Origin of the sequence: Desulfomonile tiedjei (genome assembly GCA_016212925.1) — a bacterium.
In the GTDB taxonomy this organism is placed as follows: Bacteria; Desulfobacterota; Desulfomonilia; order Desulfomonilales; family Desulfomonilaceae; genus JACRDF01.
In genome coordinates this window covers 120,955-147,542 of sequence record JACRDF010000047.1, presented here as the reverse complement: position 1 = coordinate 147,542, position 26,588 = coordinate 120,955, and the positions used below count along the sequence as shown (strand labels likewise).

Annotated in this window: 23 protein-coding genes; 10 read left to right on the top strand and 13 right to left on the bottom strand. The window is 53.4% G+C overall.

Annotated elements, in window-relative coordinates; genetic code table 11:
* Positions 1–346: 346 nt before the first annotated feature.
* The 3 genes from HY913_19595 (at position 347) to HY913_19585 (ending at position 1,095) form a co-directional block, all read left to right on the top strand.
* Positions 347–562 (top strand): hypothetical protein, encoded by a 216-nt coding sequence (locus HY913_19595; GenBank protein MBI4965491.1) that lies wholly within the window; start codon positions 347–349, stop codon positions 560–562.
* Entirely contained in the window at positions 559–840 is a 282-nt protein-coding gene (locus HY913_19590; protein ID MBI4965490.1) for a type II toxin-antitoxin system mRNA interferase toxin, RelE/StbE family, read from the top strand. Before HY913_19595 ends, HY913_19590 begins: the two co-directional genes overlap by 4 nt.
* 66 nt (positions 841–906) lie before the next feature.
* A complete protein-coding gene (locus tag HY913_19585; GenBank protein MBI4965489.1) occupies positions 907–1,095 on the top strand; it encodes a hypothetical protein in 189 nt (62 codons plus the stop codon).
* Positions 1,096–1,137: 42 nt separating this feature from the next.
* Here HY913_19585 and HY913_19580 read toward each other — a convergent pair whose 3' ends face one another.
* The 11 genes from HY913_19580 to HY913_19530 form a co-directional block, all read right to left on the bottom strand.
* Entirely contained in the window at positions 1,138–2,358 is a 1,221-nt protein-coding gene (locus tag HY913_19580) for a cation:proton antiporter (GenBank protein MBI4965488.1), read from the bottom strand.
* Between the two features lie 51 nt (positions 2,359–2,409).
* The gene (locus HY913_19575; protein ID MBI4965487.1) at positions 2,410–3,114 is read right to left on the bottom strand and encodes a hypothetical protein; all 705 of its coding nucleotides are present in this window, start codon (positions 3,112–3,114) and stop codon (positions 2,410–2,412) included.
* Positions 3,115–3,383: 269 nt separating this feature from the next.
* The gene (locus HY913_19570) at positions 3,384–3,932 is read right to left on the bottom strand and encodes a CBS domain-containing protein (protein ID MBI4965486.1); all 549 of its coding nucleotides are present in this window, start codon (positions 3,930–3,932) and stop codon (positions 3,384–3,386) included.
* Positions 3,933–4,014: 82 nt separating this feature from the next.
* Entirely contained in the window at positions 4,015–4,443 is a 429-nt protein-coding gene (locus tag HY913_19565) for a DUF1634 domain-containing protein (protein ID MBI4965485.1), read from the bottom strand.
* 57 nt (positions 4,444–4,500) lie between these two features.
* The gene (locus HY913_19560) at positions 4,501–5,457 is read right to left on the bottom strand and encodes a sulfite exporter TauE/SafE family protein (GenBank protein ID MBI4965484.1); all 957 of its coding nucleotides are present in this window, start codon (positions 5,455–5,457) and stop codon (positions 4,501–4,503) included.
* 517 nt (positions 5,458–5,974) lie between these two features.
* Complete coding sequence (locus HY913_19555) at positions 5,975–6,403, bottom strand: response regulator (protein ID MBI4965483.1); 429 nt, start codon at positions 6,401–6,403, stop codon at positions 5,975–5,977.
* Between the two features lie 12 nt (positions 6,404–6,415).
* Entirely contained in the window at positions 6,416–6,877 is a 462-nt protein-coding gene (locus tag HY913_19550) for a response regulator (GenBank protein ID MBI4965482.1), read from the bottom strand.
* Between the two features lie 94 nt (positions 6,878–6,971).
* A complete protein-coding gene (locus tag HY913_19545; GenBank protein MBI4965481.1) occupies positions 6,972–8,477 on the bottom strand; it encodes an IS630 family transposase in 1,506 nt (501 codons plus the stop codon).
* Positions 8,478–8,611: 134 nt separating this feature from the next.
* Positions 8,612–9,265: a hypothetical protein gene (locus HY913_19540; GenBank protein MBI4965480.1), complete on the bottom strand. Its 654-nt coding sequence runs from the start codon at positions 9,263–9,265 to the stop codon at positions 8,612–8,614.
* Positions 9,266–9,649, bottom strand: a complete 384-nt coding sequence (locus HY913_19535; protein ID MBI4965479.1) for a response regulator — start codon at positions 9,647–9,649, stop codon at positions 9,266–9,268. It abuts the gene before it with no gap.
* 1 nt (position 9,650) lies between these two features.
* A complete protein-coding gene (locus tag HY913_19530) occupies positions 9,651–11,378 on the bottom strand; it encodes a two-component sensor histidine kinase (protein MBI4965478.1) in 1,728 nt (575 codons plus the stop codon).
* 670 nt (positions 11,379–12,048) lie between these two features.
* On the opposite strand from HY913_19530, the gene HY913_19525 reads away from it, so the two are divergent.
* Complete coding sequence (locus HY913_19525) at positions 12,049–12,900, top strand: pentapeptide repeat-containing protein (protein MBI4965477.1); 852 nt, start codon at positions 12,049–12,051, stop codon at positions 12,898–12,900.
* 39 nt (positions 12,901–12,939) lie between these two features.
* On the top strand, positions 12,940–14,775 hold the full coding sequence (gene glgP / locus HY913_19520) for an alpha-glucan family phosphorylase (protein ID MBI4965476.1): 1,836 nt from the start codon (positions 12,940–12,942) through the stop codon (positions 14,773–14,775).
* A gap of 148 nt (positions 14,776–14,923) precedes the next feature.
* On the opposite strand, the gene HY913_19515 is transcribed toward glgP, so the two are convergent.
* The gene (locus HY913_19515; GenBank protein ID MBI4965475.1) at positions 14,924–15,949 is read right to left on the bottom strand and encodes a hypothetical protein; all 1,026 of its coding nucleotides are present in this window, start codon (positions 15,947–15,949) and stop codon (positions 14,924–14,926) included.
* Between the two features lie 1,033 nt (positions 15,950–16,982).
* On the opposite strand from HY913_19515, the gene HY913_19510 reads away from it, so the two are divergent.
* Positions 16,983–17,183: a hypothetical protein gene (locus tag HY913_19510; GenBank protein ID MBI4965474.1), complete on the top strand. Its 201-nt coding sequence runs from the start codon at positions 16,983–16,985 to the stop codon at positions 17,181–17,183.
* 63 nt (positions 17,184–17,246) lie between these two features.
* Positions 17,247–19,244 (top strand): SUMF1/EgtB/PvdO family nonheme iron enzyme, encoded by a 1,998-nt coding sequence (locus tag HY913_19505; GenBank protein ID MBI4965473.1) that lies wholly within the window; start codon positions 17,247–17,249, stop codon positions 19,242–19,244.
* Positions 19,245–19,266: 22 nt separating this feature from the next.
* On the opposite strand, the gene HY913_19500 is transcribed toward HY913_19505, so the two are convergent.
* Positions 19,267–19,980, bottom strand: a complete 714-nt coding sequence (locus HY913_19500; protein MBI4965472.1) for a Stp1/IreP family PP2C-type Ser/Thr phosphatase — start codon at positions 19,978–19,980, stop codon at positions 19,267–19,269.
* 535 nt (positions 19,981–20,515) lie between these two features.
* Here HY913_19500 and HY913_19495 point away from each other — a divergent pair.
* The 3 genes from HY913_19495 to HY913_19485 all read left to right on the top strand — a co-directional run bounded on the left by HY913_19495 (position 20,516) and on the right by HY913_19485 (position 26,588).
* Entirely contained in the window at positions 20,516–20,923 is a 408-nt protein-coding gene (locus tag HY913_19495) for a hypothetical protein (protein ID MBI4965471.1), read from the top strand.
* Positions 20,924–21,087: 164 nt separating this feature from the next.
* The gene (locus HY913_19490; protein ID MBI4965470.1) at positions 21,088–22,710 is read left to right on the top strand and encodes an efflux RND transporter periplasmic adaptor subunit; all 1,623 of its coding nucleotides are present in this window, start codon (positions 21,088–21,090) and stop codon (positions 22,708–22,710) included.
* Positions 22,710–26,588 carry an efflux RND transporter permease subunit gene (locus HY913_19485; protein ID MBI4965469.1) on the top strand — a complete coding sequence of 1,293 codons (3,879 nt, stop codon included), beginning with the start codon at positions 22,710–22,712 and terminating at the stop codon, positions 26,586–26,588. Before HY913_19490 ends, HY913_19485 begins: the two co-directional genes overlap by 1 nt.

The window sequence follows — 26,588 nt, the reverse complement described above, 5'->3', positions numbered from 1 at the left end:
TCCTTCCGGGAATTCCGAGAAGCCCAGGGCCACCATCCATAATTGTCGACCAGAAATGGCTTCAGCGACCAAGGGGAGTTGTAGGAAAGGCCGCGCGGGTACTTACTTGAGGCTGACCACGTCAGATTACGCGGAGAAGCAATCGGCGTCAGCGGGCATTCTTCTGCTTGACATCGTCGAACTCAGCGTCCAAATTTAGAACTGCATTGATGCGGGAAACCGCAACATCGGTAGGCCCATCAGCCGGTTTCGGCTGAACCAGGCTGAGACGGGATGTCCAAGCCTTCGCACGAAGGCTCAGTGTGAGCTGCGGAAAGCTCCGGGACTGCCGCAAAGGAAAGGACTCATGGAAAATACAGCAGACTTTGGAGAAGTGTTGGAAGCGGTGGGAAAGTTGTCCCTGGACGAACAGGAGACTCTGCTCGTCATCGTCCGGCGCCGAATAGCGGAGCAGGGCCGAAAAAGGTTGGCTAATGATATTCGGGAGGCTCGGGAGGAGTTTGCGCAAGGTCGGTGTGATCCGACTACAGTGGAAGATCTCATGAAGGAAGTCATCCCGTGAAACGCACGCTGATTCGCTCCAGCGCTTTTGTCCGCGCGGCTAGGCGCATTCTCAAGAAACGTCCTGATGTGGAGGAAGACCTCAGGACCGCATTAGAATTGTTATCAGAAGATGTTCTACATCCCAAGCTGAAGACTCACAAGCTCAAAGGAGACCTTGCAGGATCTTGGGCTGCCAGTGCAGGGTACGATCTGAGGATTGTATTTCAAATCGTGGATTATAAGGACTCCGAGGCCATTCTATTGCAGACGGTAGGGACGCATGACGAAGTGTACTGAAATGCCGGTGGCGCACTCTGTATGATCATAGCTAGGCATTCAGGGCGCACGCAAAGGAGAGCAAAAATGGGTACAGCAAAAAGTGAAGTCGAATCTCTGCTACGCAGACTGCCGGATGACTGCACTTTGGAAGATATTCAGTACCATTTATATGTGGTCGAAAAAGTCCGTAGGGGCGTTGAATTGGCCGACACCCAGGGTACATTGACTCAAGAGGAAGTTGAGAGGCGGCTAAACAAGTGGACTACAAAGTAGTGTGGTCTCCGGCGGCATCGGAGGATGTCGAGCTACCCGGCTTCAGTGCTTCAGTTCCTGCATTTCCAGGTATCGTGCATACCAGAGGGTCAGCGGAAGGGCCGAGAGGCCGTGAGCAAAGATGCTTAACAGGATTGTCAGGGAGACCACGGCAAAAGCCCTTTCATAACCCGCGAAACCGATCGTGCCGACTGCGATGAGGACGTATAAGACCGAAGCAATGCCCCGCGGGCCAAACCACGCTATGAACCAGGTGCCAGGTCTGTCAATGCCTGTTCCGCGCAGCGACAAAACCACAGGTATCATGCGGATGACCGTCAAGCTCAGAACCGCGTACAAAAACGCTTCGGCATCCCAGTATCTGATTGTCGCGGGAACCATGACCAGGCCGAAAAGCAGAAACAAGAAAAGGGCCACTTGCTGGCCTTCCGCCTCACCAAACTCCTGAATCCGCTCGCGTGTGTCGTGCGTCTGTGTGCCAAGGAATAGACCCGCGCAATAAGCCGCTATAAACCCGTTGCCGTGAAGGGCTTCGGCCCCTGTGTAGGCAAGCACGGCCAATGACCCGGCCACCAGGCGCTGGAATGTCGGCTGCATCCAGCCCCGGCGGCAGGCCTCATCCACCAGGCGGCCCCCAAACCAGCCGATCAGAATTCCGGCAAGTGGGCCGAGCGTAAGTTGACGCAGGAGAAAGAACAGCCACGAACCAGAGTGACCCCCATTGCTCTCACCGCCTGAAAGGGCAGCCAGGCACATCAGAATCGGAGGCAATGCTATGCCGTCATTAAGCCCGCTTTCCACGTTGATGGCCTGACGGATTCGCTCGGGGAGGCGCTCACTGGTAACTACCGCCTGGCCGAGGGCCGCATCCGTGGGCGAGAGAATAAGAGCCACAAGCGCGGCAACCCACAGGTTTTGGTAACCCAGCACTATCGCGGCAGCCACAAAACCCAATACCATGGTTAATGGAAGCCCGATGCCGAGCAGCCGGAATGGAATGCCACGATAACCTCGCAGTGTTTTCAGATTTACTGTCGAGGCATCCACGAACAAGATCAGGACTAACGCGATCTCGGCAATTAGTCTGACGATAGTAGCTGTGACCTTGACCTCAAACAGGTCCAAAACCAGTGGACCGGCCAAAATGCCGATTCCGGCAAATACCATCGGTGCAGTGATCGGGGACTGTTCAGACAGACGCGAGATCAGGCCGTAGAAAAAGATTAGCAACGCCGCAAAAATGATAACCGGATAATCGACCATATTGTGCCTTATTCGGAATGCATGGCTACGTGATGAGTCTATTGGCTGTTGTCAATCGGACGGACCCGTCCCGTCCTTGGGACCCTCACCTTTGGCTTGAAGCTTCTGGCGAATGAAAAGGCTTAAAAGGTAGGCCACCACCACAGATGCATAGAACTGTCCCACGATCGCCTCTGTTATGGCGAGTCTCTGCGCAAATTCGGTCTTTGGAGTAATGTCTCCGTAACCCAACGTAGCCAAGGTAACGAAACTGAAATAAATGAATTGTGAAGCCGGGTGTTCCCCCTGAGAAGGCAATCCGAACGCTCCGGGCTGAAGCCAATCGAGTATGGTGTAAAAGTGCGCCCAAAACATTCCCAGGATTAGATAGAGATTTACGGCGGAAATGATCTGATGATGGGTGACTTCGGTGGCCTTTAACATGGCCATGAGAATCAAACCCGCGCACAGCGCGTACAGCGTCAGAGTGGAGGCCAGCAGCAACAAACCCACCGGCACGCGTATCGTTTCGAGCACGTGAGGAGGCGAAAGCTTGGCGAAAGAAAACAAAACCAGGACCGCCAGCGCCATGACGAGTATCAGGTGTCTTGAGAAGCTTTTCTTTTCGGTGAGAAGCCAGGCCCCGGCCACTCCTATTACGGCAAAGGGGAGATTGGCTACGGAGGCCGGGATAAGCGGGTCGATAAGTAGAAGTCCGACGAATAATATGAGTATCAGGAGAGCCCTTTCTTGAAAAACCTGCCCCCTCGTATTCATTAACTTCTGTTTCCTTTCAGGATCAATTAGAGCCGGAAAACGTAGGAATGGTACTCGTGCACGCTTTCCTCAGGACAGCCTTATTAATTGTGCATGGTGAGCCGCGCAGTTTCAAGACAATTTGGTAAAAGAAAAACCGCCTCTGCCCGTCACAGCAAGAGGCGGTTTCCTTATGAATTCTTTGTCAGCCGCGACAAGGAACGTTCTTCAATGGACAGATTTGTCATTATAAAAACTGAAGCAAAACGGTACTAGTCGCCAAGTGACTATCATTCCGTGAGGATTTCCGCGACGTGCAGGAAAAGGTCTGATTCTCGCAAAACACCGACGAGCTGCTTCCCTTCGTAAACCGGGATCACTGTAATCTTGTTGGTATACATCAATTTGAGAGCGTCCATCAGCTCTGCGTCAGCCTCTATGGTCCCTCGGACCTTAAGCATGACATCCTGCACTTTAGTCTCCGCGTTTCTGATCACCCTGGCACGAAAGCTGGCACGGGCCTCGTCAAGATTCGCGGTACCAGCCTGAGCAAACGCTATGGAAATTCCCAGTGCTTCTAGTTTGGCAGTCAGGCCGCCCGCGATTTCGGGTATCAGGACGTGAAGGATGCTTCTGAAACTAAGAATTCCAACCAGCTCCCCTGAGTGATCGAGAACAAGGATGTGACGATGGCCGGCCTGCGTGCACCTGCCCTCCTCCACCTGGCAATAGAGTTTACGGAGAGTGGGTATGGCCTCGCGAAGGCTTTTGTCCACCTTGGTCGTCGCATATTCAGTCAGTGGTACCAGCAGATCTCTAACCTTCTTTGCTATGGGCATGACAGTTTCCTTCTCTCAGACCGGGAATCATTCTCAGACACGATGACTCTTAGACAGTAACAATGATCAAAGGCTAACCGGGCTAGTGCCCGCCGGCCCCCAGAATTCCGCTGGCAGCGACGCCAAGGATGATCACCTCACCGAGGGCCAGAACAGCATATAGCTTGTCGTTTTGCCTCCAGAGCACCGGAACAATCGAGATGAAACAAATTAAGGTCACTCCTGCCAGAAGCACTATGCCTGCAAAATTCAGAAAATCCCCGTAACCGAGCAACGAGACCCAGGCCCACCCGGCATGGATGTGGCAATGATCGAGATAGTCGTGGACATTCATTTCCCAGCATTTTGTGATCTCGTCCGTGGGAACGTACGGTTTGATGAGACCCAGCACGTAGATTGCATAGGTCACCAGCACCAGCAGTAGCCCCAAAAGCATCCCCTTTTCCAGGATACTCGCATAGATTAACTGTTCCGGTCTAGCTTGCAGAGACTTCTCCGAGTCGTGATTCACGTAATCACCTCCGCGATGTGCTGAGCGTGCAAGGAGTGTTTCCCTTGCGGTAAGACGTTATCCGAAAAGACCCTTGTGGAGAGCTTTCAGCCCCGCAAATCCCAACATGCCGATCACGATCCATCGAACGACAGTGGGTCTTGCCACCCTTAGAAGTCTCACGCCCACAAAGGAACCTAACATGATTCCGACGAGAGAGGGAATCACGATCAGGGGTATGACACAGCCGTTGTTGAGATAGATCCAGGCCGCAGACGTGTCCGTGATGGACAGGAGGAACTTGCTGGTTGCAACGCTGATCTTCAACGGAGCGCCCATCAGCAAGTTCAACACCGGGACGTTGGCCCATCCCGCGCCGAGGCCGAACATTCCAGCCATGACCCCAATAGCAATGAACAACACAAGTCCTTGCCAGGTACGATGAATCTTCCAGTCGATAACTTGGCCTGTTGTGGCCTCTTGATAAACCCCGTGAATACGCAGGGCCTGCGACAGGGCGTCAGCCTGGGGGACATCCGGGAGTTCCGATTTCTTGGCTATGAGCATCAGAATGCAGATCCCAAGGATCGTGCCTCCTAGCGCAATCTGCACGATTTTTGTCGGGAGAGCCAAACCGATCATCGCGCCCACGATGGAGAATGACGACGCGATCAGAGCCACGGGTATCGCAAGCCTCAAGCTGGCCAGATTCATCTTCAAGAGACCGGGACCCGCGGCAAGAGCCCCAGCCAAAGCCACCAGCAGGCCCGCACCCCTGACGAAATCCAGATGAAAAGGGAAAAAGCCGCTTATGATAGGGACGAACAGAACACCCCCGCCAACGCCTCCTAGTACGGCCGCCACCCCCATGACGAATGTGACGACGAGCAGAAGTAGAGGCCACATCCACCAGGGAAAGTCTGCCGATGCTTGTTGCGCGGAACTTGCGGTTTCCGCAAGCAGTGGCTGACACATCAAGCATACCCACAAAAGGGACAGACATCCGATCAAGGCTAGTCTTCCCAATCTCGTCATCTCGTTCTCCTCTTCTTTCGTCCGGGATTGATCCTAATCCGCAAATTCGGCGCCGGCCGTAGTGTTCAAACCAAGGATTTCCGCGGTTTAGACAAACCAATCCTGTTGGCGTCAATCCACTGGGTGCGCCAGTGTTTATTGACACCATGGTGTCCCCTCGCAGCGGCCCTAAGTCCCACATTCGGGTGAACATGGCAGCCGCGGCTTGACCTTACTTTTCCAAGAAATCAGGATCGGCTGACGGTAATACGCCGGGGAAGCCTCTGTGGAATCGGCCATGTTTCCACTCAGCTAATCCCCGGAAACAGGCGCTTGACACCACTCGAGCACATATTGGCTCACGGCTTCATTCCCCGGATAATCTTACCGCTCTGCCGGCGAAAACCCTCCTGTTAGTTATTCTGACTGAAACGAATCGAGACAAAATACAAAGCCTTTGTGCGCAACGGCAGTTCGCAGCTTCGGCGGCCGAGCAACAAGTGATGCGGCGCCGGTAAGCAAGTCTCCAGCCTCCGGGCTACCACCCCTTGGTGGCCACGATCTTGTCGATTTCAGCCCGACGAATCCTCTCTTCCTGCTCGGATTTGCGTGCATATGCCCTTAATATCTTCGCGATCAGGTTCGGGGTTTCCGTAGGCTTCATCAGATAGTCATATGCGCCCAACTTCAGGCCCTCGATCGCGGACTCAATGGTTGCATGCCCTGTGAGCATAATCACTTCCACGAGAGGATTTGCTTGCTTGATCTCACGCAGGGTTTCCGTGCCGTCTTTTACCGGCATGAGGACATCCAGGACTACCACGTCGACTTCTTTCTCACGCAACTTGGCGAGGCCCTCTTCTCCGCTAAAAGCTTTAGTTATTATGAATCCCTTGGTTTCCAGACGGTCGGCCAGTGCGTCCACGAATTCCTGCTCGTCATCGACGAGAAGCACCTTGACTGCCATGGTTCTGCCTCCTCATGGACGTTTCTTTTCTTTGTCTCCCATGATTTCCTTCGCGGTACCGAACTCACCCTCTTCAGCGAAAGCCGCCGCGACCATGGTGTCTTCCATTTTCTTTTTGTAGGCCGCTCTCAGGGTCTTGATAAGTTTTTCCATGTCCACGGGTTTCTGAAGGTAGGCGAAAGCCCCCAACCGCGTGGCCTCCATTTCATCTTTTTCCGATCCATGGCCCGTGAGGATCACCACTTGCACCTGGGGATATGCTTGCCTTACCCGCCGGAGGACTTCCATGCCGTCGATACCGGGCATTTTGAGGTCCAGCACCATGACGTCCGGGACATCGTCCTGAACCCTCTGTAGAGCCTGTTCACCGCTCAGGGCCACGTCCGGCGAAAGGTCCCGCATTTCCATGCGTTCAGCAAGCGTTTTTACGAAATCTTCCTCATCATCTACCATCAACACTTTGAATTCTTGCATTCTTATCCTCCAGCCCTGCCTGGTACAACCGGCTTCGATAGTGGTCCGCGTTGATCTCTTAAAGTATGTGTCTCATCGAGGGGTCAACCCGTAATCATAACTGGAAGGCCACCATCCGGAACTTCACTCCGGCCAACCCCACTGCTTCCGCGAAAGAGGGTTCAGCCGGAGCCACGACATACCTTACCCGGACGCCTTTGAGCCCCACGGCTTCCAAGAAGGAATTGCGGCGGCGAGTCCCAGCCAACATCTCCAGGGCCATTTCGTGGCAGTTCTCCTCTGCAAACGCGGCAGCGGCAAAGGTGGTGGTCAGAGACGGCAGAATCTTTGGCACCTCACGGGTCTCGGGGATTGGTGTCCCGGCTATCTGGCGGGCCGTCTCGTGTTCACCTTCTTCCGCGAAGGCAACGGCCGCGAACCAGCTTTCGAATTTCTCTTTCCATTTCATGGGGATCTCCTCCTGGAGGGGGACCTCCTCGCTATGGCGCCAGGTGGAACGCATGCGATTCATCATGAGCCATCCCAGCCGGCGTATTGTTTCCAAGATAACTTTACACCCATCCGGTTGCCTTGGAATGTTGTCAGTGCTCTTCACCCAGACGAACGGCTCTTGCTTGGTCCCTAAACCTCGGACGAAACGGTCTATCTCTGAAATTACATCGTGCACGTCGCCGGCCGTTCCCTGGATTAGAGGAATCCCTGTGGAACGGAGCACCACGTCTTCCAGTGTTTCTTCCGTAAGCGTCCACGAGGGGTACGCATGGACGTGGAAGCGGCCATGCTGGAATGCATGCTGCGAATCGGGATACGATTGCCGCGCGCTGCCAAGGAGCACAACGTGTATCTCCTGACCGCCGGGAATCTCCTCTTCGACGCGGCGCAGGAACTTCCCGAAGTCTTCGGGGTTCGGACGGTCCCCGCGTTGATCCGGTAGACCTCCGTTCAGGAGATTCAACGCCGCATGGAAGCACAGCGTGCAATCAAGCTCCTTCTCGCTCCCGGTATCGGGGTAATGCTCCCCTGACAACCCGACGCCCTTTTCACGCCGTATTGGGGTAATCGGCCATGGTCCCGCGGACACGATCAGCGCGTGAATCGGAGGATCAAAATAAACGGCACGCAATTCGGAACCCGTTTCCTTGACAGGTTTGTCTTTCGCAGACCTGCGACCCTTCTTTTTCTTCGGCTTGATTCCGTGGGACTTCCAAATCCGAGCAACCGTGGCATTACTCACGCCCAAGGCCTTAGCCAACGCTCTGGTGGTCCAATGTTCGGAATCAGGCGGTGTGCTGTTGAGAGTTGTCTCAATGATCGCCTCGGTCGTTGCTTCGTCGAGCTTGCGTGGGCTCGGCCCTCGGGGGGCATCCCTGACGAGTCCTTCCGGGCCCTGTTCTTCAAATCGCTTCTTCCACACCAGCACGGTCGGCCGCGATGTATTCATTCGTTGGGCAATATCCGTAACGGGAAGACCGTCCGCGGCCAGGATGCAGATGTGAGCCCGAAACGCCACACGCTGGGGAGTGGTCTTGCCACGGACCCAGGTTTCCAGTTGCTGCCTCTGGTCCTCGGTCATCTGCAGGGGGCCGGTTTTCTTTCCCATGGTCTTTTTGTAGCACCTTCAAATGTCAATGGCAAGTTATTTCTGTAACACGATATGGAATAACGACCGCGGCGTCGTGACTGTAAGTACGGGTCCGGACATGCCACTTGTTGGATTGCCAACTAGAATCATGTTCACTCCCCAAGAAACCTTACAAAGATCCTTGGAGCCGACTCATCGGCTTCGACCGAAGCCTTGAGGCTACGGGCGATAAGCTGCAGCTCCTGCCAGCGAGGGCCGGCTGTTTCAACCCGCGCTCTCTGTGTGCCGACCGCGCCAGGCTCGTCCGGCTTGGAGATCACCACACAGCGTCCGTTGTCCGGAACCGGTCGGAGGACGATGGTGCTGCCCGCGTCAACGATGTCCATCAGTTGAACAACACACTGGAAGAGAAGCATCTGTAGCGCCAGGGGATCCGCCACCACCGGAACGGACTTCTCATGCCTAACCGCCTTCACGGACATTCCTTTTAGACTGGCAGCCTTGTGGCAAACAAAAGTAGTCTGGCCGATGGCCTCGTTCAAGTCCATATTGGTTTCTTGCTCGTCCGGAGAATGCGCGAACGAGTTCAGCTTGGTAGACAGATCCACCCCTCTGGCCACTTGATCCATGATCCTGGACAAGGACCGAGAGAACTTCTCTTTGTGGGGAAGAGCATTATTTTTGTCCAACGCCATCAGATCTTCCATCAAGCCGGCAGATTCCTTGATGATCGCCAGGACATTTTTCATGTCATGGGTGACCCCGGCTGTGATCTTACCCATGAAAGCAGCTTTTCGGGCTTCCATTCAATCAGCCTTTCCGTGGGATTTCTTCATTGCCTCACCGATTTTTCGCATCAATGTGTCTATATCCACCGGCTTCGTAAGATAGTCAAAGGCGCCCCGGCGCATCCCCTCTATCCCTTCTTTTGTCCCGCCCATACCGGTCAGGAGTATTACCTCAATTTGCGGATGGTCGGATCGGATTGCTTCAAGCACCGCAAGGCCGCTCATGCCGGGCATCATGAGATCCAGCACCACCACTTTCGGCGGATCTTTCACGATTCGCTCGAGAGCTTGTTCGCCCTCGTACGCCACATCAGCCTTCACTCCCCTGAGCGCCAACCTCTCGGCCAAAGTCGACACAAACTCCTGTTCATCGTCAACCAGTAGAACCTTCCAGTCTTCCATCCTAGACCCCCGAGCCCTCTCCGGGCTTCTTGGGCAGGAATACGGTGAACCGCGTCCCCTGTCCAACCTTGCTTTGAACCTCGATGTCACCGCCAAGTCTTCTGATTATGCCGTAAGTGATGGATAGGCCGAGGCCGGTCCCTGTTCCCTTCTTAGTGGTGAAGAACGGCTCAAAAATGTGTTTCAGAGTATCTTCCGACATCCCGACCCCATCGTCCTGAATAGTGACGCCCACGGTATCGGGGTTGCGGTCCCATGTGGCCACGGAAACCAGACCACCATCTTGGACAGCCTCGAAAGCATTGTTGAACATGTTCAGAAAAACCTGCTGGAGCTGGCCGCGATCCGAGGCTATACGCGGTAGTTTTTCGTCAAGATGCAGCCTCAGCCTGATATTCCGGTGCAATGCTTCCTTCTCCAGGAATCCTGCGGTTTCCGTCACAACGTCATTGACGTTCAGGACCTCTATCTCAACCTCCATCCTCCTGGCGAACCCGAGGAGTCGGTGGGTTATGGTCCTACATCGATCCACCGATTGAGCGATCGCTGCAACCAACCCCAGGAATTTTCCTCGATTGGGAAACTGAGGGTCGAATTCGATCAAATCCTTCATGAGGCCGGCTTTCTCATTAATGATAGCCATGGGGTTGTTTATTTCATGGGCCACGCCGGCTGCGAGCCTCCCTATGGAAGAGAGTTTGTGGCTGTGTTGTAGTTCGCGGAAGGCCAATTCCCGCCTCTCGTCGCTCATTTGCATTCGGTCTACCAGTAACCGTGCGAGTCTCAACACCACCACCACGATAATGATCAGGCTGGCCACGAAAACGAGGAGAAGCTCGCTCTTGAGCGTGTACCAAGCCTTCAGCACTTCTCCTTGCGGCTTCACCACCATAAGGATGAAATCGGGACGGCTAAAATACGCATACGCCATAAGAACTTCGCGGCCCCTGGAGTCGGCCTTCTGAACAACCGTCGGTTCGTAGCTGAGCGGCTGCACGCAATCCCGGCATTCGCTAAGCACGTTCCCATAGAACTTGGAGACAGTTTGCAAGATACCGTCCCTATTAATCAGAAAAGCGTCGCTTTGAGGATCAAGCCCCATTGCAGCAATAATCTCGTCGAAGCGCCGCGTGTCTATGGTTGCCCGCACAACCCAGGAATTGCCGGATTCAGACGTATGCTGGACAGCAATGACTACATGCGGGAATTTGCGGTATCCCATGAATACGTCGCTAATGTACATACCGTTGACCTTCACCTGCTCGAACCACTCTTGGGAAGAATAGTCCTTGCCTTTGAGATCGTACGGCCCCACGTAGCTCACCTGGATGCCTTTAGAGTCGATGAGCCCCAAATCGACAAATCCCTCGAACTCGCGCTTCAATTCGCGAAAGACTCGATTCAGATTCTTCTCGTTGGCAAGCTCGTCATAGGAGTACGCGGACGCGATGAAACGTACGGTTGCAAGCCGGTTGGTAAGAAACAGCTCAAAGGAATGCTTCGCCTTGTTCACCAACAGCCTTAACGGGGCCACGATCTCATCTTTCAACGCAGACTGGTACTGGTGATAGTTGATCAGTGCCATAAGTACGAGCGGCACGACCGTTATCACAAGCATGAGGATCGAGATGTCTCGGCGGATGATGCTGTAACGCTTTGGCCTGGGGACCTCTTCCGGGATATCCATAAGCCTGCCCCAAGGCGCTCGCAGAAACTTTTTCAGGTCCATGGGATCCTCAAAAGGCTTAACAGACTGTCGAGCCTTGTTGCCAGAACAACTTTACATTCACCGAGCGTCTTAAGAGGGACGCAATCCTTGGGCCTGCCGACATGGCCTTTCGGCTCCGAAAGGCCGGTAATATGCTAATGCACAGGGCCTTCATTCTATCCATGGATTCACCGCGACGAACGTGATTTAATGGGCCACAACCACTTCATAAAGGACCGACGACTATTTGTCAAGGTTTTATTGTAACAGTAATAAGACCCCTACCCGAAGACGCTAGGAGACCAGTTGTCATGCGCTGGATCAGAAGCTTCATCAAGATTTCTATCGATCTGGAAAAGACATACGGTCATTACCAAAAATCTTTGTCCGATTTGCTCAGACCACATCCCGTCATACGAGTTCGCCTTCAAACAACCCCTATCCGTATTGTATCTCAATTCCAGAGGGCCCGGATCTACCTTTTGTTTTAAGTTGGCGGGCACAGCAGGAAGCCAAGAACAGATGAGCGCAACGCTTCAGTTCCTTATGCACGGGCGGGCAAAAATAGCGATCCCAACTCCTACCGGCTTTTCTTGACCAAAACAGTCAACTTGAGCTACGATACGAGGGATAGGAAGGTATTCAGACGGTTTGAGCCTGCCTACTCCAATTAAATACTAAGGGAGGCCATATGCAGAACACGATCGAAGTGAAGGCTGTTTTTACACATGAACTAATCTTCTCTGCCGAAGCCGATTCGCTGAAGGCATTGATCGAGTATGCCGCTGCGTCTGGCGCTGACTTAACTCTCGCGGATCTTCACGGCGCAGATTTGTCTCTTGCGAATCTGTCCAGAGCCAGGCTCAATTCGGCCGACCTTTCGGACGCACAGCTTTCCGGAGCAAATTTGTCCAAAGCGAGGCTAACCGTGGCGAGGTTGGATAGAGCAGATTTGTCCAATGCCGACCTATCGGAAGCCAGCTTGCTCGGGGCCGGACTGGTGGCATCCAAGCTGGTAGAGGCAGTTCTCTGGAAGGCAAACCTGTGTGGAGCCAACTTGTGTGGCGCGGACTTGTCCAGAGCAAATCTGGGGCAAGCTGATTTGAGTAAAGCGGCGTTGTCCGGAGCCGCTCTTTGTGAAGCAATATTGTCATTTGCCGATTTGTCCGGAGCTACCCTACCGGGCACGAATCTGAGCAAAGCCGCCTTGGGCGCAACGGACTTTTCCAGGGCTGACCTTTCCGGAGCTGATCTGTCCGGAGCCGATCTGTCGGGAGCTGTTTTGTCCGGCGCAAGGCTGAGCGGAGCGAATATGTCAAGGACTGACTTATCTTTTGCCGATCTTCCGGGTGCAGAGCTTGCCGGGGTGAACTTGAGTGTTGCCAACCTCAACGGTGCAAACCTTCCTGGTGCAGATCTTTCGGGTGCAAATCTGTCCGGGGCAGTGTTGACGGGAGCTGATCTGACGGATGCTGACCTTTTGGGCGCAAACCTCAACGGAGCGAATCTCAGCGGAGCAAAACTTGAGGGAGCCAGAAGATGATGCAGTGACCCTCATGAGATATTAAGAAGGAGATCTTGAATGGCCCGAGACCCCGTTTGTGGAATGGTGGTTCAAGAGGACACTCGATTAAGGTCCCATTATGAAGGACAAGTTTACTATTTCTGTTCCGAGTTTTGCAGGAACCTGTTTGAAAGGGTGCCGGAGAAATATCTCAGAGTGATTGAAAGCCGCGCCATAACACTTGAGCAGGAGCGAAGCATCGCGTACTTCTCGATGGAAATTGCTGTTAGTCCCAATGTTCCCACTTACAGTGGCGGGTTGGGCATTCTCGCGGGTGATACGCTCAGATCCTGCGCAGACTTGAAGGTGCCCGTCGTCGGGGTCACCTTATTGTATGGGAAGGGCTATTTCCGCCAGCAATTGGATGAACAGGGCAATCAAATCGAACTGCCGGTTGATTGGAATCCTAGTGATTACTTGAGATGTTTGTCCGAATACATTGAGATACGGATACGCGGCAGGACCGTGAAGGTAGCTGCCTGGCAATACGACATGATTGGGATGACCGGCTATTGCGTGCCGGTCATTTTTTTAGACACCAACCTCGAAGGAAACAGTGCTGATGATCAAAGCCTGACCCGGTGCCTGTACGGGGGCGATGAGGCATGCAGGTTTTCCCAGGAAATGATCCTGGGTATCGGTGGCGTCAGAATGCTTGGGAATTTGGGTTACAGCAAACTCAAAAGATTCCACATGAATGAGGGCCACGCCAGCTTGCTGGTCATGGAACTGCTCCGGGAACGCCGGCGAAAAGAAGCCCCTGAATGGGATTTTGAGGCTGTAAGAAAATCTTGTGTCTTTACCACCCATACCCCAGTGCCGGCCGGTCACGATCATTTTTCTTACAACATGGTCGAGGAATTCCTTGGAGGGGGATTTCCGCCGGATATCATAAAGATGCTCGGCGGCAAAGATCGCCTGAACATGACTTTGCTGGCCTTGAACATGAGCCACTATGTAAACGGGGTGGCGAAGAGACATGGTGAAGTATCGAAAGAAATGTTCCCCGCCTATCCCGTGGATTCCATAACCAACGGGGTTCATTCGTATACATGGACGTCAGACAGCTTCAAATTGCTTTTCGACAAATATATCCCCGGATGGACTACAGACTCGTTTACCCTGAGATACAGCTTAGGCATTCCCAAACAAGAGATCTGGGAAGCTCATGTGGCTGCCAAGAAATTGCTCTGCGATCACGTGAACAAGGAGACCAACACCGGGATGGACTGTGAGACCTTCATTATCGGATTTGCCCGCAGGGCGACCCCGTACAAGAGAATGGATCTAATATTCTCGGATATGGAGAGGCTCCGGAGCATCGCGAGCCAAGCGGGAAAAATCCAGCTCATATTCGCGGGAAAGGCCCATCCACAGGATTGGCAGGGAAAGGAACTGATCAAGAAAGTATTCCAAGCCGCCCAAGCGTTGAAAGACGGCATCAAGATTGCCTATCTCGTCAATTACGACATGGACCTCGCAAAGCTACTGACCGCGGGCGTCGATCTCTGGCTTAACACACCTCAAAAGCCCCTGGAGGCGTCGGGCACTTCTGGTATGAAAGCGGCCCATAACGGCATTCCAAGCCTTAGCGTGCTCGACGGCTGGTGGATTGAAGGCCATGTGGAGGGCGTTACCGGATGGTCCGTCGGATCAAGGTCAGTGGAATCGGATGGTCACACATCGGAGGCGCAAGAGATTTACGACAAACTGGAAAAGGTCATTCTTCCCATGTATTACGGGGACAGGGACAAATGGACGGAAATCATGCGGCACAGCATAGCCTTCAACGCCTCATTTTTCAACACGCAACGGATGGTACAGCAGTACGTGTTGAATGCTTATCTCCATTGATGACAAAGTCCTGCCGGGTCCAATCGTGGTCGTCTTAGAAAAGAAAGCCCGACCGCCACTGAGCTGGGAGTGATGAAGAGGCGGTCGAGCTAAGAGTGAAGGGCTGACAGGCTGCCTATCGGAGTTGATCGCAGGCCACAGTCTCCGTTTAGAAAACAAGGCCCATCTGGAGGAAGCCTCCTTCCATGGCCATATCGAACATCCTCGCGTCACTGGATTTTTTCTTGTACGTGAGATACCTGTAACCACCCTTTGCAAAGCCCCATCGCCCGCAGTTCATTGGTATGCTGTACCTCAAGGCGGTTTCCGCTTCCGCGCCGACGGCATCGTCCAGGAAATACGCGCCGGCCTTGCATCCCAGGGAGAGAGCTGCCTTTGTGCGGGTCGCTTTCAGACACTTCTCGAATTCGAGGCCCGCCATGGCCATGTTGAGGTCATTGTCCATGATGCCGCTGCCCATTCCAAACTGCATCTGCATGACCTTTATCCTGTCGGCCACACGAACGTAGTCGCCGAACACGCTAATTCTGGAGGCGTGGGCGTGAACGACATCATAGATAAGTCCGAAACGCTGCTCCAGATGCTGCCATTCCATATTAACCTGTTGGCCCGCGGTGTACTGAGCGTTTCCGAACACAAAGGATCTTCCGGCTTGTCCTGAACCCATCATAGTCATAGGCATAATCGAATACCGGAAAGACCACTTCGGTCTGAACCTGTACATGGCCATGAACGAAGCCATCACCCCGTGATCGTCCATTCCCATGTCGGCATTCAGGTCTATGTCATCGAGGCCGTATGAGCCCCAGAGCATTCCTGTGGAAAAGCGCACCTTGCCTTTTGTTCTAGCGAAGGAAGCGTCGGCAGCTAACTCCCATCCCCTCGTCGGATGCACGGGAAGGGCACATTCTGATTCGTGCCCGGACGCCTGCATGCCGGGGTGGTCACGGGATGGCCCGGTGAGTGAGTGCCCGTACCCTTGCGGACGGCACTTGAAAATACCCCTTGATTCGATCTTTGGGCCAACGGTGTACCCTGGGGCAGGAGGTGAAAACGTGGTGTCGTGATGTCCCTGAGCACCGGCTTGGGTGAGATTCCCGGCGTATGAAACCGATGCGAAAAGGAGTACCACGAGAATTTGGCAGACTAATAGCGTTTGGGTTCTTCTCAACATACCCGCCCTCCCGAACCGAACTTTTGTCGGTGTACTGGCATTGGCTTTCTGTAATGTCAAGAAAAAAATGAAATTATCGTGTATTAGTTCAAAACTCTAGAAATAGGATGAGTTATATTGGGCCATCTTCGGATATTTAACATTCATATTATGACATAACTACTTGACTATTATGCTTTTGTGTTGGATCTATGTTGCTGGCAGGCTCTCGGGACCCCGCGGAAGCCCGCGTGTGAACTTATGTGCGCGGTCCCAAATCCTAGCAACACCCTAGCCATCTGGTAGGGATCGGACTGCTCGTCACCTACTTAATTGATCAAGAAAGCGCTTGACATCTTAAGCACCCGCTATTACCCTGATATTTAGGGAGTTCAGAAGCAGAGTGGGTCACTGAGATATTGGTATGAGCACGTCGAAAATAAGAAAGATCCTCGGGTGTATTCTAACGTTGGCGTATGTCACGCTGGTGACGACAGGTCTGGCTATGAGCTGCTCTTGCGGCGCAGTTGGGGTCCAGGGCGAAAAGCACCATATCGCGCATGATTGCACGCACAATTCCTTGGCATCTCCCGCAGACGGTCACGATCATCTCCGCGTTCTCGACCAAATATTGACTGTACAACCCTGTTGTCATTGCCTAGCACTTTCTGCGCGAGGTCCTTATCTTCACGTAGCCAATACTCCGACAAAGGTATTGCCGAAGGGCCAGGGTGCAAGTATCGCAGCCCCTCCACATCTCTTAGCCTTTGCGGTAACAATCGTGAGCCATGATAGCGCTTCGCTTGTTGACGTCCAACTGAAATTCCCAATCACCCGCCTTCAAACAGTTTATCTGTTGATTTGAATTCCTTCCCAGTGCATGGCCTCCTTTTGTCATGACGACAAAAATGCCGTCCTCGGACGCTAGCTACGCGCCGGATTTAACGACTAACTGAAGATCAACTCTGACGAAGGCCGGCGGGTCTGGGCTGACCGCGAGGACTTCCCACAGGTTCTCTCTGCACAGGGGTTTCCATACCCCAGGAGAAAGATGATGAAGAAGCGAGACGGAATACTGGACGCGATAGCATTTTTGATTTCGGTTCCCTTCGGCGCAGCCGGGGCTGCGCTGCAATATACTGTGTGCCAACAAGCCAACGAGTCGAAGGGCAAGCGACAGGCGGTACAGAAACTGAAAGAGATCCCAAGCGCTGAGATGAAACTAGACCAAACAAGCGGGAAACTTGGCGGCTAAACAGTCTGCTTCTCTGTTGTCTAATTCGGTTGGAGGCACAACCTTAACTTAAGGTAGTTTGACATGGATTCCAAGACCACTTCCACCAGTTCACGAAACAAGAGTCCTCTACTGCAACAGGGAATGGTGCTCAACGACAAGTGGGAGATTCTTGAACATATCGCCACTGGCGGCAAGGGAGAACTCTACAGAGCCCGGCAAACTAACTTGAACCGAGAAGTGGTGGTGAAGACTGTCTCGGTTGAGTATCTCGCGGAATTCGGAGACGACCAGGAGGAGGTGGAAACCGAGATCGGGCGGTTCCATCGGGAAGCCATGGCTATGGCCCAGATCCGCCATCCCTATGTGGTTCAGGTTTACGACCAGGATGCTGCCACGATATTCAAAAATGGAGCAGTCGTGATTCGATACGTGGTCATGGAATACGTACCCGGCGGACGCACGCTCCGGGACACGATGCCTTACCAGGGTTACCATGACAGCGAACGAGATCTCAGGCACTGGATTAGAACATACTTTCTGCCCATATTTGACGGCCTGGAGACGGTTCACGCACTTGGAATCGTCCATCGCGATATGAAACCCGAGAACGTTCTCTTGGACGGCTCTACGCCTAAGATCACCGATTTCGGCATTGCGGGAGGACCTCAGTGGGCCCAGCTTACCAAAAGCCACCACGTGGAAGGTACCATCACATATATGGCTCCGGAACAATTTATGGACCTTGGGGAAACTGATGCCCGAGCCGATGTATATGCATTGGGGAAGATTCTCTACGAAGCGGTTCAGGGAAAAATGGTGGACAGTAAGACCGCGTGTCCCTTGAAAGGGGTGTGCCTCTCAAACCCCCATACCCCGTTTTTGAAGGGGCTAGATATCATCATCCAACAAGCCACGGCCGAGGATTTACAGAAAAGAACTCCGTCCGTAAAGGATCTTCGGGGCCCTCTGGAATGGTTGATCGAGAGGGCCGAGACAGCGGATCGACCGTTACTCAAAGGCCTCCATCGCAAGCAGTTGATTGCCATAGCACTGGTATTGCTGGCTATCGTGGGCTTGTCGAATCTGTACCACCACTTCATCATGACGCACGACGCCCCCGCGCCCTCGCATATTTCCACCCCGGAGGTGACGGAACCGACAGAATCGGAGAAGGCCATGGGTGGAGAGAATGCGCCTCGGGAATACGAGCCGTCGGTGGCCACTTTGTCAGGCAAAGACGGCTCTACAATGCACCTGGTTCCTATAGGCGAGATCAGGCTCCCCGATTATGTCGGCACTGAAGGTGGCAAACTGATTGAAGTGCCCGCGTTCTATATGGATGAGACTGAAGTCACCAACTACAAGTATGTGGAATTCCTTAACCAAGTGCTTTCCAAGGTCAACGTCGAAGACGGCATAGTCAGAGGCGATGGCCGGCCCTGGTTCGTCTTGGGGCCCGTATATGGCAGTTACGAACCGATCGTGTATCGAAATGGCAGGTTCTTGTTACAGTATGCTGGTGTCGCCTCACATCCGGTGGTGAAGGTGACCGGGTTCGGAGCTGCGGCTTATGCAGCATTCTATGGCAAGCGACTGCCCAGGGAAGCCGAATGGCTCCGTGCAGCAGGCCGACAGGAAGCTCCGTTGAAGAAAGGCAGTCCTGAGATTGCCCGTAGCACCCACGATCTTGAGACGGAAATGGAGTCGTGGGTGGGAGCATACAAAGGGGAAGAGACCACGGGAGATGTCGGTCGAAAACAGAGCCGCTCAAATTCGCCCAGGCAGACAAGACCGGTAGATTCCTACCAATATGGCGGGGCATCACTAGTCCCCTATCCAGTGAGCGATTTTGATCCAAATGCTGACGGTATAAGAGGCCTAATGAGAAACGTAAGTGAATGGGGTACAAGGGTGGTTCTTGCACCCGAAAGGAAACCGCAGTTCGTAGTCCTCGGGGGAATGAGAGGAACCCTGCTGCACGGGTCGACCCTCTTTCCCGGCATTGCCCAGGACCCATCCATGGCTTTCGAGGACGTGGGATTCCGCTGTGCGAGGAGTGTCAACGAAGATCCCATGTGAGGCCCTCGCCGGGTTCGCGTGATCAATTGCAGACCAGTATGACGGTAATATCGTCTTGGGCCCCTTTTGTGTTGGCTTCGCTGACGAGGTTGTCGCAGGCTGTTTGGGGCTCGGATGCAATTTCTACAATCGTGAGAATTTCCGTATCGTCGAGGATGTCCGTCAAGCCGTCGGAACACAGGAGCAGGCACGCATTATCCTCCCAGGGCCAGACGGAAACCTCCGCTTCCACACCGTGAGTTACTCCCAATACCTCTGTCAGCCCGTGGCGCTGATCATGCGTTCGGGCCTGTTCTTTAGTGATCAGCCCTTCCTTCAACCATTCGGATACAAAAGTGTGGTCGTCAGTGAGTTGTTGTATTTCGCCGTGTCGGATCAAGTAGGCCCGGCTGTCCCCGGCATGCCCGATTATCACTTGATGATCGGTAGTGAGGGCCATCAGCACTGTCGTGCCCATTTCCTCCCACGCGGGATTGTTCAAAGACTTTGCCAGGATCGTCTCGTTTGCCCAGGCGATCGCTTCGCGAATGACCTGTTCTGCCTCTTTTCCTGCCTTGAGCCCTTCCCGCACAGATCTCGCGGTCGCTTCCACCGCTAATGCGCTCGCCACTTCTCCCGCGTTGTGACCGCCCATGCCATCAGCCACTATGAATAATCCCAGGTCCAGGTCAACGTACAAGCTGTCCTCATTGTTGGATCTGTCTTTGCCAGGGTCTGTCCGATGCCCGATTCTCACTTTTGCCCCTTGTGACCCTTTAGACGGTGTTTTGACCTATTTCACGCCATTGTGATCACGACTTCTCGTTGATATACATAAAATAGGGTGCATAGGCTCAACTTGGCAAGTGCTGCAGGTTATGCCGAATCGGGGAGTGAAAAAAGGAGAAGGGAGGGCTGTGGAGAACGAATTTTGTCCTTTCTTCGGGTCATGCACGAGCCGTACGCATGGGATCGGTTTGCTCTTTGATACGAATTCAAAGAGGCATGTAGGGGCAATCTTCCTTGTTTTTATCGAGACGGCCGCATTCCGTCATTCCTGCGATCCCCAAGTTTACCCCGGTCAAAACAGGGGGAGGAATCCAGTCCCGCGTCTCGCGGGATTCCCCGGGTTCCCGCCTTCGCGGGAACGACGTGTGAACAAAGCAGAAATGGCAGGGGAGCCGTCGGGGAACCAAGGGACACCATTTTTACCTGGTTTCTCCTCCAAAGATCCCAGCAGGTCTTGACTTTGGAAAGATACGAATCATTTTTAGCAAAATGGAGAGTGCTGCATGAATCGTCCGATCACGGTCATCATCATGTTGTTGTTTGTCTGGGCCAATGCCGCTTTAGGCGTGTCCAGCGGCTGTTGCTGTCCGACGGATACGCGTGAGTTGATCGAGTGTGCAGACGATAGCTGCCGAGCCGCTCATCACGATTCCTCATGCAAACACAAGAATGCGGCGAACCATAAGTGCCATGATGGGTGCGTGTCCTTTCGATGCCCCCAAGACCTTAGCCCGGCGAGACTCACCGAAACTGAGTCCGTGCTCCCGCAATATCAAGCCTTGGCGTTACCTGTGGCTACTATCGACGCCAGAGAGTCTCTGAAAACGGCTTGGGCCAATACTCGACCGTTTCTTTCTCATCTGGAGAAACCTCTGTCCCTCCTCTTGCAGACCTGCTCTTTCCTTTCTTGATTCCCCCGGTACAGAAGACTAACGTAACACGTATCCTGACTCACCCCCTCCGTGGTGGCTGAAATTGAATCGTGGAAATGACGTTCTGTGGGTGAGTCGCTCCGAGTATATTCGGCCACGTTCTAGGGAAGAAAAGCTACGTGGCTCAGAAACCGGGGGAAAACATGAATGACACTGTGACCATATCAAAGAAGACTTTGAAGTGGGTCTTAATAGGATCACTGATTATTGTCGCGACATTGGCGATCTACTTTCTGAGAGGCTCAGGACACGAGAAAGGCCATGATGAGTCTCAAGCCCCTCAAACAAGTCAGGCAGAACAGCAGACAAAGAGCCCTGTTTCCGGGGGACATGCCCACGGTTTGCCAGCGCGGGTCGAATCCAAAAGCGAAGGTCCGGTTCGCTATGCCATGTCTGAAGAATCCAAGATGCTGGCGAAGGTGCAGACGGCCGCAGTAAAGAGAGAGAAGGCCGTGAAGAAGCTGAGAATGGTCGGAATGGTCTTCGACGCCGAGACCAGGGTGGCCACGCTCACTGCGCGCATTGATGGACGCCTTGACCAGGTCTTCATAGACTTCACCGGAGTCAAGGTGAACAAAGGCGACCCCATGGTGACCGTCTGGAGTCCAACGCTAATCAAAAGCCAGGTGGAGCTGTTCGAGAGCATTAGGAGCAAAGACGAAGAAGGTGTCATCCGTGGAGCCGAGGAAAAGCTCAAGCAGTATGGCATGACAACGGACCAGGTCACGCGAATTCGCGAAAGCAAGAAGCCGGAGCTGTACGTAACCCTCAGAGCGCCTATCAACGGAATTGTGATGGAAAAAAAGGCGGTCCTGGGCCAATTCGTGAAAGAAGGCCAAGACATGTTCGTCATCAATGACTTGTCCCACGTATGGGTAAAGCTCGATGCGTACGAGCCGGATCTCCCGTGGATCAGGTACGGGCAGGAGGTCACATTCACGACGCCGTCATTTCCCGGAAAAACCTTCAAGGGCAAGGTCATATTCATAGAGCCTGTTTTAGAAATGGGGACTCGGACTATCAAGGTGAGGGTTGATGCAGAAAATCCGGATTACGAATTAAAACCCCATATGTTTGTCAATGCCGAGCTTGAAGCGGAAGTAGACGACCAGGGGAGGGTAATAAAGCCGGAATGGGTGGGAAAATATATCTGCCCGTTTGACCCCAAAGAAGTGAGCGATGTCCCCGGCACCTGCCCCAAAACTCAACAGCCCTTGCAACCGGCTTCAGCATACGGATACTCCGGAGTCGAGAATCCAGTCCTGCCACTTATAGTGCCCGAGACAGCGGTCTTATTTACCGGAAAGCGATCCCTTGTCTATGTAGAAGTCCCGAATCAGAAGCAGCCGACGTACGAGCAGAGAGATGTGGTTTTAGGCCCGAGGGCGGGGAACAAATACGTAATTTCCGGCGGCCTCAAAGAGGGGGAACGCGTGGTTGTCAAGGGGAATTTCGAGATTGACAGCTCGGTTCAGATTTCTGGCCAACCCAGCATGATGAATCCGGTTGAGGCGAACAAAGGTGCACCATCGGCCCCGGAGGCAATCTCTGCAGGGCCTGAACTCCAGACAAATCACACCGGCCATGAGACACCCGAGCAAGAGTCAAAAGCCACTGCTGAGAAGGCTCCCGCAATGACAATGCCTCCTGCGCCTGACGCTCACGCCGGACATGGGACACCTGAGCAGGAGTCAAAAGCCCCGGTTAAGAAGGCCCCCGAGGCTGAAAAAGATCCCCATTCCGCTCATGGGAAGGAGGGACAGTGATGGCGAATCAAAATGACGAATCGGAGATCGTAGCGCCAACGCTTTTCTCAAAAATGATGGGCTTTTGGCTACAGCAGAAACTCCTGGTGTTCGTCCTGATACTGGCGGTCTTCCTCGTTGGCCTGGCCGTTGCCCCCTTTGACTGGGACATTCCTCTGTTACCCCGAAACCCGGTGCCGGTGGATGCGATTCCGGACATTGGAGAGAATCAGCAGATAGTGTTCACGGTTTGGGAAGGCCGCTCGGCAAAAAACGTCGAGGATCAGATTACCTATCCACTGACCGTACAACTCTTGGGTATTCCTGGTGTAAAAGCAATCAGGAGTTACTCGTATTTCGGATTTTCAACCATATACGTGGTGTTTGAGGACAAGATTGAGTTCTACTGGTCACGCACCCGGATATTGGAGCGGCTCAACTCGCTCCAGCCCGGCATTTTGCCGGTCGGCGTTCAACCAACCTTGGGACCGGATGCCACGGCTGTGGGACAGGTATTCTGGTACACCCTAGAAGGCAAAGAGTTCGGGTTGGACGAGCTACGGACCGCCCAGGATTGGTACGTCCGGTATCTGCTGCAATCCGCAAAAGGTGTAAGCGAAGTCGCGTCGGTGGGAGGGTACGTCAAGGAATACCAGATAGACGTCAATCCAAATGCGTTGCGAGCCCATAGCGTAAGCCTCATGGATGTCTTCAGCGCAGTACAGAAATCCAATATTGACGTGGGGGCTCGCACTATCGAGCTTAACAAGTCTGACTATGTAATCCGCGGGCTGGGATTCGTCAAATCCGTCCACGACCTCGAAAAAGCCGTGGTTAAAGTAGATAACAACGTTCCTCTGTACGTTAAAGACGTTGCCACAGTGTCCGAAGGGCCGGCCTTCAGGCAAGGAGCACTCAATAAAGGAGGAGCAGAGGCCGTCGGAGGAGTGGTCGTCGTCCGATTCGCGGAGAATCCCCTACAGGTAATAAAGAACGTCAAAGCCAGAATTGAAGAGATTTCTTCAAGTCTTCCCAAGAAAACCCTTGCTGATGGCACAGTGTCCCAGGTCAAAGTTGTTCCGTTTTACGACCGCACTAACCTCATCTATGAAACTCTGGACACGCTGAAGCGGGCGTTATCCGAGGAAATCCTAGTCACCATAATCATCGTGGTGGTCATGGTGAATCATCTGGCGAGCGCCGCGTTGATTTCCTTCATTTTGCCCCTGGCTGTCCTCCTCACCTTCATTGTCATGAAATTGATGGGAATTGACGCCAACATCATGGCCCTGTCAGGCATAGCGATTGCCATTGGCGTCATGGTGGACATGGGAATCATCCTCACGGAAAACATCTTGAGGCACATAGAACACGATCCGCCGGAGAAGAGTCGTCTCAAGTTAGTCCATGAGGCCGCGAGCGAGGTCGGCGGAGCGGTAATCACGTCCGCTTCAACGACTATTATAGCCTTTCTTCCGGTGTTCTCACTAACGGGTGCTGAAGGAAAGCTGTTCACGCCGTTGGCATGGACCAAAACGATTGCAATAACCGCTTCGCTCGTTTTGGCCCTGTCCGTCATTACGCCGCTCGCCCATATCGTTTTCACGAAAAGGAACTTTCGGACAAATACCCTAGCGATTGCCTATGGATTGGTCGCCATTGCCGGGGTTTGGATAGGATATGCTCTTTCCTGGTCCATCGGGCTGGGCGTCCTGATCCTGGCGGCCATCAAGCTCGTTTCGCTGTTTCTCCCGCCTCATATCAGGGGAAAAACCCCTACTGCGATGAACCTGGTGGCGCTCGGGGTAGTGATCCTGCTGCTCACCGAGCACTGGCTTCCTTTGGGGCCGGAAAGAGGACTGCTGAGGAATCTTGTCTTTTGCGCGGGGCTTATTTTCGGGCTTCTGGGTATTCGAAAGATCTTTACCGGGTATTATCGTCAGGCTTTGGCCTGGATGTTAAATCACAAGGCCCAGTTTCTGGTCGTCCCGATTACCCTGGTCATGTTCGGGCTCATGATATGGCTCGGATTCGACAGGATCTTTGGGTTCATTCCCGACACAGCCACCCGAATCTTCGGTTGGTCTCCTCCTGCGCCAACCGAGCAAATGGAGAAAATGCCCGAAGAGTCAAAGCCGATGCCGAGTATGCCGGGAATGAGCCATGGAAAGGATACGGGCGGAAAACCCATGGCCGCGCCGCTAAAGGACCCGATACGCGCGAGCCGCGTCTGGCAGAAGCTCTCGGGGGTCTTTCCCGGTCTTGGCAAAGAATTCATGCCGGACCTGGAAGAAGGCACTTTCCTGTACATGCCCACCCTTATGCCGCACGCGTCCATTGGGCAGGCGCTGGACGTGATTCACGAACAGAACCTTGCCATAAAGTCCATTCCGGAGGTCCAGTCCGCGGTGGGGAAGATCGGTCGAGTGGAGAGCGCGCTCGATCCTGCGCCAATCTCAATGATAGAAACCATAGTAAACTTTATACCTGAGTATAAGACTGATCCTGAAACCGGGCATCATGTCCTCGATCCCAAAACCGGCAAACCTATCCGCCAATGGAGACCGGAAATCCAATCGGTCAACGATATATGGAATGAGATAGTCAAGGCTGCTCATCTGCCAGGGACAACCGTGGCTCCCAGGCTCCAGCCCATTGCCGGACGTGTAGTAATGCTCCAAACAGGCATGCGATCCGCAATGGGGATCAAGGTTCGAGGCAACAGCCAGGAAGAGTTGGAAAAAGTAGGCCTCCAGATGGAACGTTATCTCAGAGAAGTTCCTTCTGTTGAGCCTTCCTCTGTCATCGCAGACCGAAATATAGGCGTCCCTTACCTTGAAATCGAAATTGATCGAGAGGCCATTGCCAGGTACGGCGTGAACGTTCAGGATGTCAACGATGTCATAGAGATAGCCATTGGAGGAAGACGAATAACCACCACCGTGGAGGGCCGTGAGCGGTACCCGGTGCGGGTTCGCTATGACAGGGAGTTGCGGGATTCAGTGGAGGCCCTGGGTGACATCTTGGTTCCAGGAGTCGGGGGCGTCCACATTCCTATGAAGTCGATGGCCACCATCAAGTACATTCGCGGGCCTATGGTCATAAAGAGCGAAAACACCTTTCTGGTGAACTACGTGCTCTTTGACAAGAAACCCGGAGTTGCCGAAGTCACGGCCGTGGAGGACGCGGCCAAGTATTTGAAGGAAAAGATCGACTCCGGCGAGTTGAAGCTTCCTGAGAACACTTCCTATATCTTTACAGGTTCCTACGAAAACCAGGTACGGTCTGAGAAGACCATGATTATAGTCATCCCTGCTACGCTGCTGCTGGTTTTTATGATCCTGTATTTTCAGTTCCGATCCGTTCCGACTTCTCTGAACGTCTTTTCCGGGATCTTTGTAGCGTGGTCTGGCGGATTCCTGCTGATCTGGTTGTATTCGCAACCCTGGTTCCTTGATTTTAGTGTCTTCGGCGTTCACATGCGCCATCTCTTTCAGGTCAGGACGTACAACTTGAGCGTTGCTGTGTGGGTGGGCTTTCTCGCCCTGTTTGGGATCGCCACAAATGACGGTGTGATCTACTCGACCTATCTGAACCAGGTGTTCGCACAGCACAATTTCAAGTCCATAAAAGAAATCAGAGAAGCCACGGTTGAAGCCGGGATTAAAAGAATCAGACCGGCTCTCATGACCTCAGCCACCGCGATCCTGGCTCTCATTCCGGTCCTCACCTCGCAGGGTCGAGGCGCGGACGTCATGGTACCCATGGCTTTGCCGATTGTCGGTGGAATGTTCCTCGACCTCATAACGGTGTTCGTTGTCCCAACAATATATTGCCTGGAAAAAGAGATCGAATTCAAACGAAGGATCCAATCGGCGGACCAGCCAGAAGGAGAGTAA

Coding starts and splice junctions, on each gene's coding strand:
- HY913_19595 (MBI4965491.1), top strand. CDS start 347: ATGGAAAATACAGCAGACTTTGGAGAAGTGTTGGAAGCGGTGGGAAAG.
- HY913_19585 (MBI4965489.1), top strand. CDS start 907: ATGGGTACAGCAAAAAGTGAAGTCGAATCTCTGCTACGCAGACTGCCG.
- HY913_19580 (MBI4965488.1), bottom strand. CDS start 2,358: ATGGTCGATTATCCGGTTATCATTTTTGCGGCGTTGCTAATCTTTTTC.
- HY913_19575 (MBI4965487.1), bottom strand. CDS start 3,114: ATGAATACGAGGGGGCAGGTTTTTCAAGAAAGGGCTCTCCTGATACTC.
- HY913_19570 (MBI4965486.1), bottom strand. CDS start 3,932: ATGCCCATAGCAAAGAAGGTTAGAGATCTGCTGGTACCACTGACTGAA.
- HY913_19560 (MBI4965484.1), bottom strand. CDS start 5,457: ATGACGAGATTGGGAAGACTAGCCTTGATCGGATGTCTGTCCCTTTTG.
- HY913_19555 (MBI4965483.1), bottom strand. CDS start 6,403: ATGGCAGTCAAGGTGCTTCTCGTCGATGACGAGCAGGAATTCGTGGAC.
- HY913_19550 (MBI4965482.1), bottom strand. CDS start 6,877: ATGCAAGAATTCAAAGTGTTGATGGTAGATGATGAGGAAGATTTCGTA.
- HY913_19545 (MBI4965481.1), bottom strand. CDS start 8,477: ATGGGAAAGAAAACCGGCCCCCTGCAGATGACCGAGGACCAGAGGCAG.
- HY913_19540 (MBI4965480.1), bottom strand. CDS start 9,265: ATGGAAGCCCGAAAAGCTGCTTTCATGGGTAAGATCACAGCCGGGGTC.
- HY913_19535 (MBI4965479.1), bottom strand. CDS start 9,649: ATGGAAGACTGGAAGGTTCTACTGGTTGACGATGAACAGGAGTTTGTG.
- HY913_19530 (MBI4965478.1), bottom strand. CDS start 11,378: ATGGACCTGAAAAAGTTTCTGCGAGCGCCTTGGGGCAGGCTTATGGAT.
- HY913_19525 (MBI4965477.1), top strand. CDS start 12,049: ATGCAGAACACGATCGAAGTGAAGGCTGTTTTTACACATGAACTAATC.
- glgP (MBI4965476.1), top strand. CDS start 12,940: ATGGCCCGAGACCCCGTTTGTGGAATGGTGGTTCAAGAGGACACTCGA.
- HY913_19515 (MBI4965475.1), bottom strand. CDS start 15,949: ATGTTGAGAAGAACCCAAACGCTATTAGTCTGCCAAATTCTCGTGGTA.
- HY913_19510 (MBI4965474.1), top strand. CDS start 16,983: ATGAAGAAGCGAGACGGAATACTGGACGCGATAGCATTTTTGATTTCG.
- HY913_19505 (MBI4965473.1), top strand. CDS start 17,247: ATGGATTCCAAGACCACTTCCACCAGTTCACGAAACAAGAGTCCTCTA.
- HY913_19495 (MBI4965471.1), top strand. CDS start 20,516: ATGAATCGTCCGATCACGGTCATCATCATGTTGTTGTTTGTCTGGGCC.
- HY913_19490 (MBI4965470.1), top strand. CDS start 21,088: ATGAATGACACTGTGACCATATCAAAGAAGACTTTGAAGTGGGTCTTA.
- HY913_19485 (MBI4965469.1), top strand. CDS start 22,710: ATGGCGAATCAAAATGACGAATCGGAGATCGTAGCGCCAACGCTTTTC.